Source organism: Cobetia sp. BL01, from assembly GCF_056493605.1.
The window spans coordinates 372,434-390,650 of record NZ_JBVBEE010000001.1 but is presented as its reverse complement, the minus strand read 5'-3'; the positions used below and the strand labels follow the sequence as shown (position 1 = coordinate 390,650).

14 protein-coding genes are annotated in these 18,217 nt (G+C 62.5%); 8 read left to right on the top strand and 6 right to left on the bottom strand.

Translation table 11 applies throughout. The features are described 5' to 3' along the window. Window positions 1–58: 58 nt before the first annotated feature. The 3 genes from lon (at window position 59) to ACZYGA_RS01615 (ending at window position 4,992) form a co-directional block, all read left to right on the top strand. The gene (lon, locus tag ACZYGA_RS01625; RefSeq protein WP_084208104.1) at window positions 59–2,467 is read left to right on the top strand and encodes an endopeptidase La; all 2,409 of its coding nucleotides are present in this window, start codon (window positions 59–61) and stop codon (window positions 2,465–2,467) included. Window positions 2,468–2,645: 178 nt separating this feature from the next. Beyond that, complete coding sequence (locus tag ACZYGA_RS01620) at window positions 2,646–2,918, top strand: HU family DNA-binding protein (protein WP_065392603.1); 273 nt, start codon at window positions 2,646–2,648, stop codon at window positions 2,916–2,918. A 259-nt stretch (window positions 2,919–3,177) separates the two neighbouring features. Continuing rightward, window positions 3,178–4,992 carry a SurA N-terminal domain-containing protein gene (locus tag ACZYGA_RS01615; RefSeq protein ID WP_404625115.1) on the top strand — a complete coding sequence of 605 codons (1,815 nt, stop codon included), beginning with the start codon at window positions 3,178–3,180 and terminating at the stop codon, window positions 4,990–4,992. Window positions 4,993–5,183: 191 nt separating this feature from the next. Here the strand turns inward: ACZYGA_RS01615 and ACZYGA_RS01610 are convergent, their stop codons facing one another. Continuing rightward, complete coding sequence (locus ACZYGA_RS01610) at window positions 5,184–6,140, bottom strand: LysR family transcriptional regulator (protein ID WP_167592974.1); 957 nt, start codon at window positions 6,138–6,140, stop codon at window positions 5,184–5,186. Window positions 6,141–6,403: 263 nt separating this feature from the next. Between ACZYGA_RS01610 and ACZYGA_RS01605 the strand changes: the two genes are divergently transcribed. From ACZYGA_RS01605 to ACZYGA_RS01595, 3 genes are all read left to right on the top strand, one after another. Next, on the top strand, window positions 6,404–7,402 hold the full coding sequence (locus ACZYGA_RS01605; protein ID WP_404625117.1) for an NADP-dependent oxidoreductase: 999 nt from the start codon (window positions 6,404–6,406) through the stop codon (window positions 7,400–7,402). 342 nt (window positions 7,403–7,744) lie between these two features. After that, window positions 7,745–8,896 (top strand): iron-containing alcohol dehydrogenase, encoded by a 1,152-nt coding sequence (locus tag ACZYGA_RS01600; RefSeq protein ID WP_404625118.1) that lies wholly within the window; start codon window positions 7,745–7,747, stop codon window positions 8,894–8,896. Window positions 8,897–9,074: 178 nt separating this feature from the next. Then, entirely contained in the window at window positions 9,075–10,322 is a 1,248-nt protein-coding gene (locus tag ACZYGA_RS01595) for a CobW family GTP-binding protein (RefSeq protein ID WP_404625119.1), read from the top strand. Window positions 10,323–10,351: 29 nt separating this feature from the next. Here the strand turns inward: ACZYGA_RS01595 and ACZYGA_RS01590 are convergent, their stop codons facing one another. From ACZYGA_RS01590 to queC, 4 genes are read right to left on the bottom strand one after another with little or no spacing between them, the layout of a single operon-like run. Continuing rightward, window positions 10,352–10,639 (bottom strand): YkgJ family cysteine cluster protein, encoded by a 288-nt coding sequence (locus tag ACZYGA_RS01590; protein WP_404625121.1) that lies wholly within the window; start codon window positions 10,637–10,639, stop codon window positions 10,352–10,354. Further along, a complete protein-coding gene (locus ACZYGA_RS01585; protein WP_077374735.1) occupies window positions 10,636–11,535 on the bottom strand; it encodes a 6-carboxytetrahydropterin synthase in 900 nt (299 codons plus the stop codon). Before ACZYGA_RS01585 ends, ACZYGA_RS01590 begins: the two co-directional genes overlap by 4 nt. 8 nt (window positions 11,536–11,543) lie before the next feature. Beyond that, complete coding sequence (queE, locus tag ACZYGA_RS01580) at window positions 11,544–12,236, bottom strand: 7-carboxy-7-deazaguanine synthase (protein ID WP_077374732.1); 693 nt, start codon at window positions 12,234–12,236, stop codon at window positions 11,544–11,546. Beyond that, complete coding sequence (queC, locus tag ACZYGA_RS01575; RefSeq protein WP_084208111.1) at window positions 12,236–12,979, bottom strand: 7-cyano-7-deazaguanine synthase QueC; 744 nt, start codon at window positions 12,977–12,979, stop codon at window positions 12,236–12,238. The genes queE and queC overlap by 1 nt, the downstream gene beginning before the upstream one ends. Before the next feature lie 442 nt (window positions 12,980–13,421). Between queC and ACZYGA_RS01570 the strand changes: the two genes are divergently transcribed. Beyond that, entirely contained in the window at window positions 13,422–15,146 is a 1,725-nt protein-coding gene (locus ACZYGA_RS01570) for a putative bifunctional diguanylate cyclase/phosphodiesterase (protein ID WP_404625123.1), read from the top strand. A gap of 131 nt (window positions 15,147–15,277) precedes the next feature. Here the strand turns inward: ACZYGA_RS01570 and ACZYGA_RS01565 are convergent, their stop codons facing one another. Continuing rightward, entirely contained in the window at window positions 15,278–16,237 is a 960-nt protein-coding gene (locus ACZYGA_RS01565) for a LysR family transcriptional regulator (protein ID WP_077374722.1), read from the bottom strand. Window positions 16,238–16,673: 436 nt separating this feature from the next. Between ACZYGA_RS01565 and ACZYGA_RS01560 the strand changes: the two genes are divergently transcribed. Further along, complete coding sequence (locus tag ACZYGA_RS01560) at window positions 16,674–18,005, top strand: MATE family efflux transporter (protein ID WP_404625124.1); 1,332 nt, start codon at window positions 16,674–16,676, stop codon at window positions 18,003–18,005. Window positions 18,006–18,217: the final 212 nt, after the last annotated feature.

Here is an 18,217-nt window from a genome sequence, read left to right as displayed (position 1 = left end):
TCTGTATCAGAGAGCCGTGTGAGGCGGCCCACCCACAGAATACCGAGGAACGTCTGCCATGGAGCAGAACGATGATCAGACCCTGACACTTCCGCTGCTGCCGCTGCGGGATGTGGTGGTCTATCCCCAGATGGTGATTCCGCTGTTCGTCGGCCGGGAAAAGTCGATCCAGGCCCTCGAAGTGGCCATGGAAGGCGACAAGAAGATCCTGCTTGCGGCACAGCGTGAAGCCAGCCAGGACGACCCGACTGCCGAGGATCTCTTCGCGATCGGGACCGTCGCCGACATCATGCAGTTGCTCAAGCTTCCCGATGGCACCGTCAAGGTGCTCATCGAGGGCAGCTCACGCGCCGATATCCAGGCGATTCGTCTGCATGACGACGGTCACAGCATCGCCGATGTCGTGCTGCGTGACAGCCAGCCGCTGTCCGAGCGCGAGCAGGAGACCCTGGTACGCGTTCTGCTCAACCAGTTCGAGCAGTACGTCAAGCTGTCCAAGAAGGTGCCCAATGAAGTGCTGGGCAGCCTGCAGGGCATCGAGGACCCGAGTCGCCTGGTGGATACCATCAGTGCCCACCTGTCACTGGGCATCGATGACAAGCAGGCGCTGCTCGAGATGGACAAGGTGCGCGACCGCATCGAGCACCTGATGACGCTGATCGAAGCCGAGATCGACCTGCTGCAGGTCGAGAAGCGCATTCGTACCCGCGTCAAGGAGCAGATGGAGAAGTCGCAGCGCGAGTACTATCTCAATGAGCAGATGAAGGCCATCCAGAAGGAAATGGGTGAGCTGGATGACGTGCCCAATGAGGTCGAGCAGTATGAGCGTCGCATCAAGGACGCCGGCATGCCCAAGGACGCCGAGGAAAAGGCCAATCAGGAGCTCAACAAGCTCAAGATGATGGGCCCGACGTCCGCCGAGGCGACCGTGGTGCGCACCTACCTGGACTGGCTGTGCGACGTGCCGTGGAAGAAGCGCACCCGCGTGCGTCACGACATTGATCACGCCGCCAGGGTGCTCGATGAGGACCACTACGGTCTCGACGAGGTCAAGGAACGCATCCTCGAGTATCTCGCCGTGCAGAAGCGCGTCAAGAAGCTCAAGGGGCCGGTGCTGTGTCTGGTAGGGCCGCCGGGTGTCGGCAAGACGTCGCTGGGCAAGTCCATCGCTCGCGCCACCAATCGCCAGTACACTCGCATGGCGCTGGGTGGCGTGCGGGATGAATCCGAGATCCGTGGCCACCGTCGCACCTACATCGGCGCCTTGCCGGGCAAGATCATCCAGCGCATGACCAAGACCGGCGTCAAGAATCCGCTGGTGCTGCTCGACGAGATCGACAAGCTGGGCATGGATCACCGTGGTGATCCGGCCTCGGCGCTGCTTGAGGTGCTGGACCCGGAGCAGAACGACAAGTTCGCCGATCACTACCTCGAGCTTGATTACGATCTGTCCGAGACCCTGTTCATCTGTACCTCGAACTCGATGAACATTCCGGGGCCGCTGCGTGATCGCATGGAGATCATCCGTCTGCCGGGGTACACCGAAGACGAGAAGCTGGCCATCGCGATGCGCTACCTGGCCCCCAAGCAGCTCAAGGCCAATGGCCTGAAGCCGGGCGAGCTGACCTTCAGTGAAGCCTCCGTGCTCGAGCTGATTCGTTACTATTCGCGTGAAGCCGGTGTGCGTGAGCTGGAACGCCAGATCGCCAAGGTCTGCCGCAAGATCGTGCGCGAGCGCGTGGTCGCCGAGGCCAAGGAAGGTGCGCTGTCTTCCATGCACCTCGAGGCCGAGCAGGTCGAGCATTATGCGGGTGTCCGCAAGTACAGCTTCGGTCTCGCGGATGCCGAGGACCAGATCGGGCGCGTGACGGGTCTGGCCTGGACGTCCGTCGGCGGTGAGCTGCTGACCATCGAGTCGGTGGTCACGCCCGGCAAGGGCCGTGTCAGCAAGACGGGCTCGCTGGGCGACGTGATGAAGGAGTCGGTCAGTGCAGCGCATACCGTCGTGCGCGCACGCGCCGAGTCCTTCGGTATCGAGGCTGAACGCTTCGAGAAGGAAGACCTGCACATTCACGTGCCGGAAGGTGCCACGCCGAAGGACGGCCCCAGTGCGGGGGCTGCCATGGTCACCGCGATGGTGTCCGCTTACTGTGGGCGCCCCGTGCGCTGTGATGTGGCGATGACCGGTGAGGTCAACCTGCGCGGCGAAGTCATGCCGATCGGCGGCCTCAAGGAGAAATTGCTGGCAGCGCGACGCGGTGGTATAAAGCTCGTATTGATTCCCGAAGAGAATCGCCGTGATCTCAAGGAGGTCCCGGACACCATCAAGGATGCATTGGACATTCGCCCCGTGCGTTGGATCGATGAAGTTCTTGAGGTGGCTCTGGCGGAAAAGTCTTCAAGTGAGCCGGATGAATCTCGACAGGACGATGCCAGTGGTCGTCAGTCAGTCATCAGTACACATTGATGGATATTTCTGGCCATGCCGTTGTCGAAACGGCGGCGTGGTGCGGTTTTGCGCGTGAGGTTGCTTGACAGTCGTTTGAGGGCGTTGCTATAAACTCCGCTTCGTCGCGATCGCGTTTAGCACCCGTAATTTTCGCGCTGATTTCTGGTAATTTTTTTGCAAATTCAAGGGGTGAAGAGTGAATAAATCCGAGCTGATCGAAGCCATTGCTGCATCTGCCGATATTCCGAAAGCAGCAGCTAGCCGTGCACTCGATGCGATGGTCGACACCGTCACTGATAGCCTGAAGAAAGGTGAGACCGTGGCACTGGTCGGGTTCGGCACCTTTACTGTCAAGGAGCGCGCTGCTCGTACTGGCCGTAACCCGCAGACTGGCGATCCGATCGAAATCAGTGCTGCCAAGGTGCCGAGCTTCAAGGCTGGCAAGGCACTGAAAGACGCCGTCAACTGAGGTCTGCCTGCTCTTGCAGGTACCCGGTGACGTGGTGCCGCCCTGTCATGACGTCGTTGTCTGTCAGGTCGGCACCAGGAAATCGAAGCGCATCGCCTGGCGATGCGCTTTTTTTGTGACTGATATCATGGGCAATCTGCGGTGACCCTGCTTCTGCCGCTACCAAAGGCACCTGCATCTGTCGGCGTCATGCGTATAATCAACAGTCACTGATTCGCGGCCCTAGAGGCCATTTCCTTCCCTGTAGCTCGAGGCCCGCATGCTGCAACGAATTCGAGACCGGTCGCATGGCTGGGTGGCCAAGACGATCGTTGGCTTTATCGTCGTCACCTTTGCCTTCTTCGGCGTTGAGTCGATCATTGGTGCCTTCACTGGCAGCAGTGACGAGATCGCCAGCGTCAATGGCGACAAGATCAGCCGTCAGTCAGTTGAGACCGAAGTGCAACGTGCCATCCGTTCCGGACAGGTCGCTCCCGAACAGGAGCGTGAGGCACGCAATCAGATCATCACCCAGATGATCGATTCCCGTCTGCTGGACCAGTACGCCGAAGAGGGTGGATTGCACCTCTCAGAACAACAGCTCGATCAACTGATCGTCAGCTTCCCGGAATTCCAGGATGACCAGGGCCGCTTTGACGCCGACGTCTTCCGCAATCGTCTGGCCAGCGCCGGCTATTCGCCGACGTCCTTCCGCGAGCAGTTGCGCAGCGACACCCTGCGTCAGCAGCTGACCGATGGCTTCGCTGCCAGTGCCTTCGTGCTGCCGGGCGAAGAAGAGAAGCTCAGCCAGCTTCAGCGTCAGACGCGCAGTTTCCGTTACGCCACCCTGAGTCAGGCCGACCTCGAGTCGCCGGTCACCTTGAGCGAGGATGAGCTGACCGCCTGGTATGACAGCCATCAGGACAACTATCGGCGTCCGGCTCAGGTCAAGCTGGCCTATGTGCTGCTGGATCAGAATGAGCTGGCCGACGGCGGCGAGATCAGTGAGGACACGCTCAAGGCCGAATATGCCGCCAAGCGTGCCGATGCACCGCGCGAGATCGCGCACATCATGGTCGAGAAGGGCGATGATGTGGCGGCTGCACGTGCCAAGCTCGAAGGCGCACGTGACGCACTCGCCAACGGCGAAGACTTCGCCAAGGTGGCGGCCGAGGTCTCCGAAGACAGCTCCACGGCCGAGGATGGCGGTGAGCTGGGAGTGATCACCCGCGGTATCTTCGGCGAAGACTTCGATGACGCCGCCTTCGCGCTGGATGAAGGGCAGGTCTCGGACATCGTCGATACCGGCGACAGCCTGCACCTGATCAAGGTGACCGGGCTCGATATCGCGCCGTTCGACGAAATGCGTGATGAACTGCTCACCCAGGCGCGTAAGTCAGCCTCGCGTGACACCTTCAATGAGAAGGCGCAGCAGCTCAAGGATGAAAGCTTCGCGGCGGATGATCTGGCCAGCGTTGCCGAGGATCTGGATCTTCCGCTGGAGAAGACCGACTGGGTGGCACAGGAGAATGACGACGAACTGCTGTCCGAGCCGGGCGTGATGGCGGCTGCCTTCGATGACGAAGTGCTCAAGGAAGGCTACAACAGCGATGTGATCGAACTCGACGACAGTCGCCGTCTGGTGCTGCGCGTGCTCGAGCAGCGTCCGGCCACCACGCTGGCCCTCGACGAGGTCAAGCAGCAGGTGCAGCGTGAAGCCAAGGCGGACAAGACCGCCAAGGCGCTTGAGGCATTGGCACAGACGCGCATCGAGGCGCTGCGTGAAGGCAAGTCGCTGGAAGGGATCGACTGGCGCGACGCAGACGACGTCAGCCGTCAGGGAGATTCCCAGCTGCCTGAGAATCTGGTCAAGCAGGCCTTCGCGCTGCCGCATCCCGAGGCAGACCAGCCGGTGTATGGCAAGGCAGCCCTCAAGGGCGGCATCGCCCTGATCGCGTTGACCGATATAGGAGAGGCCGAGCCGGGTGACATGGACCAGTTCCTGTCGCGTCTGGCGATGCGCCTGCAGGCCCAGTCAGCCGTCGAGGGGCTGCAGGAATCCTTGCGCGAGAGTGCCGATATCGAGCGCAAGTGAGCACGGAGCAACGGACGTGAGTACCGTCACGTCTCACTCGAGGCATTGCCTCCCTTGAGAATCACGTCCTGACCTCTGCCACCAGAGACCGCCACCCCATGGGGTGGCGGTCTTTTTTTGGTTCAGTGTCGGGGCAATTTCTGGTGCAGTGTCGAGTCAATCCTGCGCACATTCCCGCAGTCACGACAGTGTCACGGCGTGAGGCGTTGACGCAGCCGATGGGAGAGTTCGCGGTGGCGGGCTTGAATGCCTGTCGAGAGAGATTGACGCAGCCAGCGATGCCCGGCGTCATGATGCAGGCGTTCGTGCCACACCAGCCAGTAGGAGAAGCGGTTGATGGCGATGGGCAGCGGGCGCAGCACCAGTGGTAGCTGGTCCAGCATGCTGATGGCCAGGCAGCCCGGAACGCATAGCAGCAGATCGCTATGGCAGGTGACACTGAAGGCGGCCAGGAAGTGGGGCTGGCGCATGACGACCTGCCGACTCAAGCCCAGCTCCGCCAGCTTGAGATCCACCGCACCACGCTCATCACCGCCCATGCTGATCAATTGATGGCTGGCGGCGACGAAGTCCTCCAGACTCAATGTCTCCTTCGCTGCCAGCGGGTGGTCCTTGCGCATCACGCAGACGAACTGGTCATCTCCGATCTCGCGCCCATGCACGCCGGCCGGCACCTTGGCGGTGGGCACGCACATCGCAAGCTCCGGCCCCCCTTCCTCCAGCTGTTGTTCGACATTGCCACCATAGGCCTGGATGTCCAGACGGATGCCGGGTGCCTGGTCATGCAGCGGCGCTATCTGCGGTGCCACGAAGGCGTGCATGCCATAGTCGGTGGTGGCCAACTGGAAGCGGCGTTGGCTGTCGGCTGGCGAGAATTCGGGGGGTGCCAGCAGTGCGCCCAGCTCCTGGAGCAGGCGCGCGAGAGGCTGTCTGAGCGCCTCGGCACGTGCCGTGGGGCGCAGGCCGCGTTGCGCACGAACGAACAGGGGATCGTCAAAGGCCTCGCGCAGCCGAGCCAGGGTACGTGAAACGGCAGGTTGACTCAGGTTGAGGCGCTCCGCGGCCCGAGACACGCTGCGCGTTTCCAGCAGCGCATGCAGCGCGACCAGCGTGTTGAGGTCATGGCGAGCGAGTTCAGCCAGATGCATGGCGGGAAGTTTCCGGTGGTGAAGAGGCCCCGGACGGGGATGAAGGTGCGTATTTTCAACCACGCATGATATCAGTCTCATGCATACCGGAATTCAGTTTCTGTCATTGGTGTGATATCGGGAGCGCGAGTAATCTGGTGGAACTTCGTCGCCGGGGAACGATTGCGGCGACCTGCCGTCACACGGTCAAGGCCTCGGGCCACCTGCCTGATGACGATTCTGATCACGTGACGTTTGACCAGATCATTCGCAAGGAGCATTTCATGCAGACACGCTATTACACGATCACCGACTATCCGAAAGGCACTCCGGAACGCGACCTGTTCACCTTGCGTGAAGAGGCGCTGAGCGAGCTTGGCGAAGGGGAAGTGCGCATTCGCAACCGCTGGTTGTCCGTCGATCCCTACATGCGTGGCCGCATGAGTGGCGCCAAGACCTATATTGACCCCTTCGAGCTCAATGAGCCGCTGCAGGGTGCGGCAGTCGGTGAGGTGATCGAGTCACGCGACTCTCGCTTCAAGACCGGCGACAAGGTGCGTCACATGGGCGGCTGGCGTGATATCGCGCAGCTGTCTGGCGATCAGGTCGAGCCGCTGCCGAGCATCGACGTGCCGGAGCAGGCTTATCTGGGCGTGCTGGGCATGCCGGGCATGACTGCCTGGACCGGTCTGAACATCATCGCCGAGATGAAAGAGGGCGACAACGTGCTGGTCAGCGCGGCCTCCGGTGCGGTCGGCTCGCTCGCCGTGCAGCTGGCCAAGGCCAAGGGCGGGACTGTCGTCGGCATCGCCGGCAGCCAGGAGAAACTGGATTGGCTGGAGGCGCGCGGCGTCAAGGCGGTCAGCTACAAGGGCAAGGATGCTGAGCAGCTGACGAAAGCGCTCAAGGAGGCCTGCCCGGACGGTTTCGATGTCTACTACGAGAACGTCGGTGGTGACTGCCTGGTGGCGGCGCTCAACAACCTGAACGTCGGTGCACGCATCGCCGTCTGCGGCATGATCTCCAGCTACAACGATACCGAGGTGGCGGCGGGCCCCTCCAATATCTCGATGATCCTGATTCGCCGGGCGCGCATGCAGGGCTTCATCGTCTTTGACCACTGGGACAACTACAGCCGCTTCCTCGAGGAAGTGGGGCCGCAGGTCGCCAAGGGCGATATCGACTACGAAGAGACGGTGGAAGAGGGACTGGAACAGGCGCCGGACGCCTTCCTCAAGCTGTTCACAGGCGCCAACAAGGGCAAGATGCTGGTACGTCTGTAACCTGAGACGGCAGCACTGAAGCCCCGAACACCTGACGCCTCGCGTACGCGCGGTGCTCAGGTATTCACGAAAGGCTCGCCACGGCGAGCCTTTCGCGTTTGTGAGAAGCTGTCACGTCGCGACGCGATTGGTGATTCACACGAACCAAAGACGTGCGCACTGTGCTCTACTTTCGTCGTAGATGCTGCTCTAGAATGTGCGCAACATTCGTGGGGTGGTGACGTCTTCATTTCGTTTTCGTGTCACCAGGCCCTCACGCGACACCCTGTGTCAGGTGGCGCCTGATCATGGCGGCGTTCTGCATTGCCGCCGTGCCGCCCCTGACTCTGCGAGGAGAGCATCATGCAGGACTTTACCTATCAGAACCCGACCCGCGTGCACTTCGGTGCCGGCCAGATCGCCAAGGTGCGTGACGAGATTCCCGCAAATGCCCGCGTGCTGGTCACCTATGGGGGTGGATCCATCAAGAAGAACGGCGTGATGGATCAGGTGGAAGCGGCACTGGAGGGCCATCAGTGGTGGAGCTTCGGCGGCATCGAGCCGAATCCGAGCTATCACACCCTGCTGGAAGCGCTGGAGGTCATCAAGCGCGAGAAGGTCGATTATCTGCTGGCAGTCGGGGGAGGCAGCGTCGCCGATGGCAGCAAGTTCCTCGCGCTGGCCGCCTGTCACGCCGGTGATCCGTGGGAGATTCTCGCCGAAGGCAAGCATCCCGAGACGGCATTGCCGCTGGGCGTGGTGCTGACCCTGCCGGCCACTGGCTCCGAGTCCAACGGCAATGCCGTGGTCACCAATTACGAGACCCACGACAAGCTGCCGATGTTCAGCGAACTGGCCTACCCGCGCTTCGCGGTGCTGGATCCGGCCACCACCCTGACCCTGCCGGAGCGCCAGAGCGTCAACGGTGTCGTCGATGCCTTCGTGCACGTCAGCGAGCAGTATTTGACCTACCCGGTCAACGCGCCGGTCCAGGATCGCTTCTCCGAGGGTCTGTTGCTGACCTTGATCGAGGAAGGCCCCAAGGTACTGAGCCAGCCGGATGACCTGGCCGTGCGCGCCAACATCATGTGGGCCGCCAACCTGGGCCTCAACGGTCTGATCGGGCGTGGTGTGCCGCAGGACTGGGCCACGCACATGATCGGTCACGAGATCACCGCACTGCACGGTGTCGATCATGGCCGCACCCTGACCATCGTGATGCCGGCACTGTGGGAAGAAATGTTCGAGGCCAAGCGTGCCAAGCTGGCGCAGTATGGTCGTCGTGTCTGGGGGCTGGACGGTGATGACGAAAGCGTCGCCCGCGCTGCCATCGACAAGACGCGTGAATTCTTCACCCGCATGGGCGCGCCGGTATCGTTGAGCGAAGCCGGCATCGGTGCCGACAGCATCGACCAGCTGGTCGATAACCTGGCACGGCATGGCTTCACTGCCATCGGCGAGCACGGTGACATCACGCCGGACGTGGCGCGTCGTATCCTGACCCGCGCTGCCTGATCACGCACGTCAGTCAGGGCGAAAGGCAAGCCTGAAACCCCTCGTCACCTCTGGTGGCGAGGGGTTTTGCGTATGTCCCCTTGGCGGCGGCTTGCCGATTGCCGGATTGCGTCATGTGCGGGCTTATTTTGTTACTCTATAACCTTTTGCACGCCCTTCATCCTGCGGAGAATTCAGCATGTCTCTGGCTTCACGCGGCGCCGATACCGGCGACGCCTCGACGGATTTAGCACGTCACACGCGGATACCGGTGCATCTGATCACCGGCTTTCTGGGAACCGGCAAGAGCAGCTTCATCCAGGCACTGGTCGCGGCCAAGCCGGCGGATGAGCACTGGGCGATCCTGGTCAATGAATTCGGGCAGGTAGGCATCGATCAGGCACTGTTTGCCGGACGCGAGGATGTCAGCGTCAAGGGGCTGCCCGGCGGGTGCCTGTGCTGTCAGCTGGCCTTCGTGCTGCAGGCGGGACTGGTCAGCCTGATCCATCAGACCCGTCCTGATCGTCTGATCATCGAGCCCTCGGGGCTGGGACATCCCGCAGGGTTGATCGATGTGCTGCGCAGTGAAGGGCTGGCCTCCGCGCTTGAGCTCGAGGAAGTCATCACCCTGCTGGACCCGCGTGCACTGGACGATACCCGCACGCGTGAACACGGCACCTTCCAGGATCAGCTGACGCTGGCGGGGGGCGTGGTGCTCAGCAAGCGGGATCTGGCGACTGATGAGCAGCTGGCGGCCGCGCATGAGTTTCTGGAAGGGATGTGGCCGCGCAAGCGCTGGGTGGGTGAGCTGGGCAGAGCCGACGGCGAAAGTCAGCCGGCCCAGGCACGCATGGACGGTCAGGAGGTCGCGCTGATCGATTGGCTGCTGCCAGCAGGGCGTGAATCCCATCGCCAGGGCGGCTTGCACGCCAGCGACGCCCATCACGTCAGCGAAGATCGTGAGAACCAGCCCGAGATCAGCATGCCGGCTGCCCATCGCGCTGCGCGGGATAGGGCGCGTCTGGCGCAGGAGACTTCCACCAGTGAAAAGTTGTCAGCTTCAGGCGTGATGCCATTGCCCGGCGCACCGGTGATCGAGCAGGCCGAAGGGCTTGAGCATGCCAGTCTGGGATGGCGAATCGTGGCGGGCGAGGTGTTCGATCTTGATCAGCTGACCCGGTGGCTGGATGGACTGCCGCGCGACTGGCGGGTGAAGGGCATCTTTCACACGACGGAAGGCTGGCGCAGCTATAACCGTGCCAAGGGACGTGCCGAGCTTGCGCCTTCCAGCTGGCGCGAGGACTCACGACTCGAGTTGATCGCGCCGCTGGAGCAGCAGGGGAGGGCGACTGCGTTGCCGCTGGCGGATTCCCGTCAGCTGAATGCCGCCTTGCTGGCCTGTCGCAGCGAGGGTGCCGCCAGGCCCTTCAATTTCTTCGGCGAGTGAGCTGAGATCTATCCCTCAGGGGGCGTCTCTCACGTCAGGCGCTCCCACTCGCCGATCAGGCGTAGGGCCTCTTCGCTTGAATTGCCACACAGCTCGATATCGAAGTCGAAGTTGCCACACACGGCCGGTCGTTGTGGCGTACCGAACAGCTTGCACAGATTCTCGTCATCCAACTGCACGCAGCGCACGCCTGCCGGCTTGCCATTGGACATGCCGGGAATCGGGCTCGAGATGGAAGGCGCGATGCAGCACCCCCCGCAGCCGGCGCGGCAGCCGGATGCGGGAGTGGCCGCGAGGTGGTGGGCGGTCTGCGTCATGATGTGGCGGGCATTTCCTCATGCTCAGGCAGCACCAGCGGCTGGCGGGCGGTCTCTGGCGTGTGCCGCGCGATGGCGCCCTTGTTGATCCCTTCATAGGCTTCGACGCGAATGCTGTCGCCGCTGTCGAGAGCGATCTGGCGCGCCAGCCAGTCGGCGATCCACTCGATGGTGGTCGGTGTCGGCAGCAACCAGACCTGCTTGCGCGGCAGGCGAATGCGGAATCTGCCCTGCGGTGCCTCATAGCTGAACACCAGCTCACGGCCGGGACGGTCGATCAGATCGCCTTCTTCGGCCAGGTAGCGGTCATTGAGCTTCTCGGCCCACTCGGCTTCCAGCGCCGTGTCCCGCAGCCCATTGCGCTCGATGACCAGCGGGGAGCGGTGACCATGCGCGATACGCTGACAGTTGCCGCTGTGATGACGCAGCCCATGGCTGTAGGTGTAGGCGGCACCCTCGATGCACTCATCGCGCAGACGTACGCGCAGCGCCTCGACGCGCGGCGGTAGGCGGCGCGTCAGCAGCTTCTCGAAGTGGTTGGCCAGCACCACGGTGGTGACCTCGGCCACCGGCAGCAGGCAGAAGGCCTGACGCGGACCGCGCACTTCCATGGCATAGGGCTGGGTGAAGCGCAGACACAGTCCTTCCGGGCAGTCCGTGACGCTCACGCCGTCGGCCTGACTGGGCACGATCAAGGTGTGATCGGCGTCCTGGTCGATCATGCGCTTGGCCCACGGCTTGACGTCGCCGAAGTCGAACAGCATGCCGTCATGGCCGACGGCGCCGTCCAGCTCCAGGTCCAGATGCTGACTGATGCCATGCAGGCCGCGGGTATTGCTCCACACCGAGGCATCCACCGCGGTGAGGGCCCTGACGAACAGGGTCTTGGAAGTCATTGCCGTCATCAATCGATACCACTGATCTTGTGAGTCTGCAGCGATAGCTGCCACTGGGGATTGGCCATGCAGTAACTGACGCACTGGTTCATCGGCGTATCCGTCGCCAGTACCTCGCGATAATGCTCGCGAGCGGCGGCTGGCGCGGGCAGGGCATCCAGGGCGGCGGTATCCAGTGGCTGCAGATAGAAGTGCGCGAAGTCCAGACTGACGAAGCGCTCCGGCAGCGCCTCCGGCTGCGGGTAGACGAGCTTGAGCTCATCGCCGCCGGTGAGGACCAGCTCGCTGGCACCCTTGGGGCTGACGCATAGCCAGTCGATGCCGGCGGGCGGCGTGACGGTGCCGTTGGTCTCCACCGCGATCTCGAAGCCGCGGGCGTGCATCGCGTCCACCAGTTCGCGGTCGAGCTGCAACAGCGGCTCACCGCCGGTGAAGACCACATAGGGCGTGGCGATGCCGGAGTGTTCCGGCCACAGGCTGGCCAGGAAGTCCGCCAGCTCGCTTGCCGTGCGGAACTTGCCGCCATTCTGGCCATTGGTGCCGACGAAATCGGTGTCGCAGAAGCGACAGACCGAGGTGTCGCGGTCCTGCTCACGACCACTCCACAGATTGCAGCCCGCAAAGCGGCAGAACACGCTGGCGCGCCCTGCGCGAGCACCTTCGCCCTGCAGGGTGTAGAACGCTTCCTTTACCGTATACATCAGAGAGTGCCTGCGCCCTTGGCCGAATCGGTCGAGTCATACCCGAGCGGATCGCTCAGCCCATGGGCGGCGAAGGCAGCGAGGCGCTCACGGCAGCTGCCGCATTCCCCACAGGCCAGTTCACGGCCTTCATAGCAGGTCCAGGTCTGGGCGTAATCGAGCTGCATGGCGATGCCGGCGGCCAGAATCTCGTCCTTGCTGGCGTGCAGGAAGGGCGCGCGAATCTCCACCGGCGAGAAGTTGGCGATCGCGGCGACGGCATTCATCTTCTCGACGAATTCCGGACGGCAATCCGGGTAGAGCACGTGATCTCCGCCGTGGGCACCATAGAAGCACACGCCAGCCTCGATATTGACGGCCTTGGCGATCGCCAGGGACAGCAGGATCATGTTGCGATTGGGCACCACGGTCGAGGTCATGGAGTCCTCGTCGTAGTCGGCCTTGGGCATCGCCTGGTCACTGTTGGTCAGCGCGGAGTTGTCGATCAGGCCATGGATGGCGCGAATGTCGACGACTTCGTGGGCGACGCCCAGTGACTCGCAGACCTGGCGTGCGACGTCGAGCTCACGCGAGTGGCGCTGGCCGTAATGGAAGGAGAGGGCGTGTACCTCGAAGCCTTCCTTCAGCGCCTGGTGCAGGACGGTGTAGGAGTCCATGCCACCGGAGTAGATGACGACGGCGCGGGGGCGCTCTGCAGAGGAGGCAGGAGCGGATACAGCGGAATTCGGGACGTTGAGAGTCATGACGGAGAATTTCTTTGACCGATGGATTCGGCGCCCGGGATCCGGTCCGGGCGAAACGGGCGCCTATCCTACTCTTCCCGCGGTGTTGATGCCACCAGGACGCTTTGATGCCACCAGGACACTTTGATGCCCACCAGGACACTTTGAGGCCAGCAGGACATTCTGGATGGCCGGGAGGCGCGTACCGCATTGGCTCAGGAAAAGCGTCGAGACATCGCAAGCGTTGATGGGGCGAGAAAATAGCCTTAGTACCTGCCCCATGCCCTGACATAGACTCAGTGTATTAGCGAAAGATTGCAGTAATGGTGAAAGTGCAGGACATGCCGTTGAAGTGAGACATGGCATGTGAAGGACCGGAGGTGAGCTCGATGGCGGTAACGGTTGCACCGTCAGCGGGCGGGATAGCAAGACCCTTATTCATTGTGACTGCAGTGGGGTGAGCGTGCCTCTCGATATTCTGATCAAGTTGTTGTCCTCCATCGAAGAGCCGCTGTGGATCTTCGACCGCTTCGGCCAGCTCGCCTGGAGCTCACCCCGTGCCCGTCAGGCAGAACACCAGCCTGAACTGCCGAGAACCCTGTCGCATCTGCCGGAGCCCTGTGGGCTCAGCGGCCAGCCGGGGATGTGGATGATGGGGATCGACGGGGAGCTGGGCCACTGGCTGCTGGTGCAGCAGGCCAATCTTCCCTGGCGAATGGCGGTGTTCGATGAAGAACGACTCGTCGCCTATACCTGTGGCTGGAAGGAGCTGTTCGGTGAGGCGCGTCCGCGGCTTGAACCGGTCAGTGAGCGCCGCGTGCGCCTCAAGGCGCCGTTCTCGGGTCTGGCCGAAGCGCGCGCTGCCGGACTGGACGACAAGGTGCTGATCGCGCTGCGTCGACTGCAGCCGATCAACCTGCTGTCGCGTGATCGCTTCAATGCCCAGGTGGACGAGCTGCTGTCCGGTGAGGCGGTCGATGGCGGCATCATCTATCTCTCGCTGACCCATCTGGAGATCATCAACTCGGCGCATGGCGCGGAGCGTATCGACCCGCTGCTGGAGCGCGTGGCGGAAGCGATGTCGTTGCAATACCGCGATGCACTGGTCTGTCGTCCGCTGGGCAATGCCTTCGCGCTGTTCTTCACCGGCGATGAAGTCGCCCTGATCGCGCGGGCCAGCGAGCTGTGCGAGCAGCTGGTCACGCTGATGCGCCTGGATGGCAAGTCCTTGCCCGTCACCGCGCGGGTAGGCATCAGCCTGGCGCCTCAGCACGCGCGTCGCGCGCATCGGCTGCTGCACCTGGCTGAACTGGCCATGCTGCATGGCGAGCAGGACGATATCGATGTCTGCGGGGCCTGGCATGTCTTCTCGCCCGGTGCCCACATGCGTCACCTCAACGATTACCGGCTGACCAGTGACCTGCGCGAGCATCTCGAAGAGCTCGATCTTGCCTTCCAGCCTCAGTTCGATCTGGTCAGTGGTCAGGCGGTCGGCGTGGAGGTGCTGGTGCGCTGGGACCATCCGGAGCTCGGGACCATCGGGCCTGGGCGCTTCATTCCGCTGGCGGAGCAGTACGGCTTGATCGGTACCGTCGGGGCTCGTGTGATGGATGCTGCTCTCAAGGCGACGCGGGATCTGGTGACCCCGGACGGCAAGCCGCTGTCGGTGGCGATCAACGTCTCGGCCCAGGAATTTCGTGACCCCGGCTTTCCCGAGCGAGTCTCACAGGCGCTCGCCTTGCACGACTTCGCCCCCGAGCGGTTGGAGCTGGAAATCACCGAGTCCTCACGGGTGCCGGATCTGGATCGCGTCGTCGAGCGCTTGACCGGTCTGATCGACCGAGGTGTCAGGCTTGCCATCGATGACTTCGGGACCGGCTTTGCCTCGCTGCTCTATGTCCGGGATCTACGCGCCTGTCGTCTCAAGGTGGACCAGCAGTTCGTCCGCAGCCTGGATCATGATGCGCGTGACCGCGCCATCGTCTCGCATGCCATCTCGTTGGCCGATAGCCTCGGCATGGAAGTACTGGCCGAGGGCGTCGAGACGGTGGAGCAGGAACGCCTGCTGGTGGAGATGGGTTGCCATCTGGTGCAGGGCTTCCGTTACGCGCGGCCCAAGCGCCTGCCGGAGCTCAAGCAGTGGCTTGGCAACAAGCCCTGCATTCACCCCTGTCCCGGGGCCGCCTGAGCTGACGGGTGCAAGCCCTGTCTGGCACAGGAAACGAAAACGCCCGTCATGCAGTCGCATGACGGGCGTTTTCGTTTTACCTTCGGTGCTTCATGCAGCAGAAGCGGGCGCCAGACAGGCAAGTGACGCGCTCAGCTGCAGGTCTTGCCGTAGCCGTACATGTTCTCGAAGCCCGGAATGCGCTGCTCCCACACCGGCGGAGTCCCGACGACTTCCTGCAGGCAATCACTGAAGCGACGCGTCTTCTGGGGAAGATACTGGCGATGCGGGTAGACCAGATGGATGGATGGCAGCGGCTTCATCGGCACGTCGGTAAGCAGCGGGACCAGCTCGCCATTCAGTACCTCATCCTTGATGTTGATGGCGGAGATCATGCCATAGCAGGCACCGGACTTGATGGCTCCGATCAGCACGTCGGCATCATTGACCTTGAGGCGAGAATCCAGCGCCACCTTTTCCTCGACGCCACTTTCACTGCACACCCGCAGGCGGTCGAGAATGAAGCCATCGCGTGAATAGACGGCCGCCGGCAGCCCCGAGAGGTCCGCGGGGGTCTTCGGCATGCCGTGGCGTTCGATGAAGGCAGGCGATGCGCAGATCAGATGGCGATGCGCGGCCAGGGGACGCGCGATCAGGTTGGAGTCTTCCAGTTCCGACATGCGGATGGCGAGATCATAGCCGCCACCGATCAGGTCGGTCAGGTGGTCTTCCAGACGGACTTCCACCTGGGTGTCCGGATAGCGCTCCATGTAGAGGCGCACCGCCTGAGCCACGTAGGTGCGACCGAAGTGGCTGGGGCTGGTGATCTTGAGCACCCCTCGTGGCCCGTCCTGGTAGGCGCCCGCGACATCATCGGTGTCTTCCAGCACTTCGCGCAGCCGCAAGGCATGCTGATGGATCTCGCGGCCGGCATCGGTCAGGGCCAGCGAGCGGGTCGAGCGGTTGAAGAGACGAATCTGCAACTCTTCTTCCAGACGACTGATCTGCTTGGAAACCACCGAGCGGTTGACCTGACGATGATCGGCTGCCTTGGAGAAGCTCTGTGCTTCCACGACATCCAGAAACAGCAACAAGCGGGATGCTTTATCCACGGTATGACCTCTCGTGATGCAACAGGAAAAGGCTCACGCAGCCGTCCTGCTCTTCAGGGTTGCGGCGCGCTTCAGCAGACAGGGACGCCGCCCGCAGATGGCAGGACAATCGGTAGGGACAGACCGGTCGCCCAGCGGGTCAGCATCGTCAACAGGCGAAGCTTAGCACGCCCAATGTTTCCGCTAATACTACGCATCAACGGATTTTCTCGCCTTCGTGTTGCCGTTACTGCATCAAAGACATGTCTGGCTGGCGGTATCTGCCTGACGGAGGAATCCCTAGAATCAACGTTCAAGCGCTGTCGTCGCGTAGCTCAAGCGCCCTCGTTCTCTTCTTCAGACCAGCGATGCCTGGCATCCTGGGAGTGATTGCATGTCTTCAACTCGTACTTCTTCGACATCCTCGCCTTCATCCTGTCCGAGTACCGGCGAGCTGATGTCCCGTCTCTGGCGTTCCACACTGCCGATGACCATCGGCATCATGGGATTGCTGGGCTTCAATCTGGTGGATGCCGCCTTCGTGTCGCGCCTGGGAACGGCGCCACTGGCGGCTCAGTCCTTCACCTTCCCGCTGACCTTCCTGATCATCGGGGTCCAGGTCGGCATGGGCATCGCCATTGCCGCCATCGTGTCACGCACGCTGGGGGCAGGGGAGGATGCTCGTGCCCGGCGGCTCGGCAGTGTGGTGGTGCTGGTCTCCGGCGGATTGCTGGCACTGTTGATGGTAGGACTATGGCTGATACGTGCGCCGGCCTTCCATCTGCTGGGCGCCAATGACCAGGAGCTCTCGCTGATCGAGCCGTACTGGGGCCCCTGGCTGGTGGCCAGCTGGGTGGGCGCCATGGCCTATGTGCTCTACAGCCTGTTTCGTGCCCACGGCAACACGCGGCTGCCCGGCGTGATGATGCTGGTGACCAGTCTGCTCAATCTGGCGCTGGACCCTCTGCTGATCTTCGGTCTCGGCCCCGTGCCGGGGTTCGGGTTGGCGGGGGCAGCCTGGGCGACGCTGATCGCCTTCGTGATCGGCCTGATGGTGACGACCTTCAAGCTGTTGCAGGAAGAGTGGATCGCGGTGCAGGGGTTGGTTCAGGAATGGCGGGACTCCTGGCGTCAGCTGACGGGGATCGCGGCACCGGCCATCCTTTCGCAGATGATGCCGGCCGTGTCCGCCATGCTGGTCACGGCCATCGTGGCGACGCTGGGACAGACCCAGGTGGCCGCCTGGGGGATCGCCTGCCGGCTCGAGACCTTTTCCTTGATCGTGGTGCTGGCGCTCACCATGTCATTGCCCCCCTGGTTGGGGCGGTGCTACGGCGCAGGTCGCTGGCAGGAAGTGCGCCGACTGATGAATCTGGTCGCCAGGATCGTGATCATCTGGCAGCTGGTGCTGGGCGTGGTGGTAGCGCTCCTCGCCGTCCCCTTGTCCCGGTTGCTGGTCGGCAATGAGGAGGTCGGCGCGGCGCTGGTCCTGCTGATCCCCTGGATGCTGCCAAGCTATGCCTTCCTGGGAATCTGCATGCTGGTGGTTTCGGCCGCCAATGCGCTGGGTTGGCCGCTACGGGCCACGCTCCTGTCCTTCCTGCGTCTCTTCGTGTGCTTCCTGCCAGCCGTCTGGCTGGGCGCTGAGCTCGATGGTCTGCGCGGCGTCGCGATCGGGGCGGCCATCGGCAATCTGCTGGCCGGTATCGTGGCCTGGCGTCTCTATCGTCAGGCGATCGGCGGGCTGGGCAAGCTCTCCCGAGGGCCTGTCGAGAGCGCCACCGCGTGATGCCGATGAGGGTGTGTTCGAGAGGGTGAGACTGCCAGGACGAGTCCTTGACGTAGCGCAAAAGCAGCCATTCTAAAAATGGCCGCTTTTTTGTGCGTAATTGCTGGCAGGTTGGCAAAATTAGCTATCAATCATCTGTATTGGAGGCCAATAACAGAATATTCGTGACGGATTTCACTCTTATACTGGGGTAATTGAGGTCAAGTCACTGA

Bases quoted from the DNA above. Each gene is read 5' to 3' on its own strand.
- queE (WP_077374732.1), bottom strand. From the start codon at position 12,236: ATGTATACGGTAAAGGAAGCGTTCTACACCCTGCAGGGCGAAGGTGCT.
- lon (WP_084208104.1), top strand. From the start codon at position 59: ATGGAGCAGAACGATGATCAGACCCTGACACTTCCGCTGCTGCCGCTG.
- ACZYGA_RS01590 (WP_404625121.1), bottom strand. From the start codon at position 10,639: ATGACGCAGACCGCCCACCACCTCGCGGCCACTCCCGCATCCGGCTGC.
- ACZYGA_RS01615 (WP_404625115.1), top strand. From the start codon at position 3,178: ATGCTGCAACGAATTCGAGACCGGTCGCATGGCTGGGTGGCCAAGACG.
- queC (WP_084208111.1), bottom strand. From the start codon at position 12,979: ATGACTCTCAACGTCCCGAATTCCGCTGTATCCGCTCCTGCCTCCTCT.
- ACZYGA_RS01560 (WP_404625124.1), top strand. From the start codon at position 16,674: ATGTCCCGTCTCTGGCGTTCCACACTGCCGATGACCATCGGCATCATG.
- ACZYGA_RS01595 (WP_404625119.1), top strand. From the start codon at position 9,075: ATGTCTCTGGCTTCACGCGGCGCCGATACCGGCGACGCCTCGACGGAT.
- ACZYGA_RS01610 (WP_167592974.1), bottom strand. From the start codon at position 6,140: ATGCATCTGGCTGAACTCGCTCGCCATGACCTCAACACGCTGGTCGCG.
- ACZYGA_RS01605 (WP_404625117.1), top strand. From the start codon at position 6,404: ATGCAGACACGCTATTACACGATCACCGACTATCCGAAAGGCACTCCG.
- ACZYGA_RS01600 (WP_404625118.1), top strand. From the start codon at position 7,745: ATGCAGGACTTTACCTATCAGAACCCGACCCGCGTGCACTTCGGTGCC.
- ACZYGA_RS01585 (WP_077374735.1), bottom strand. From the start codon at position 11,535: ATGACTTCCAAGACCCTGTTCGTCAGGGCCCTCACCGCGGTGGATGCC.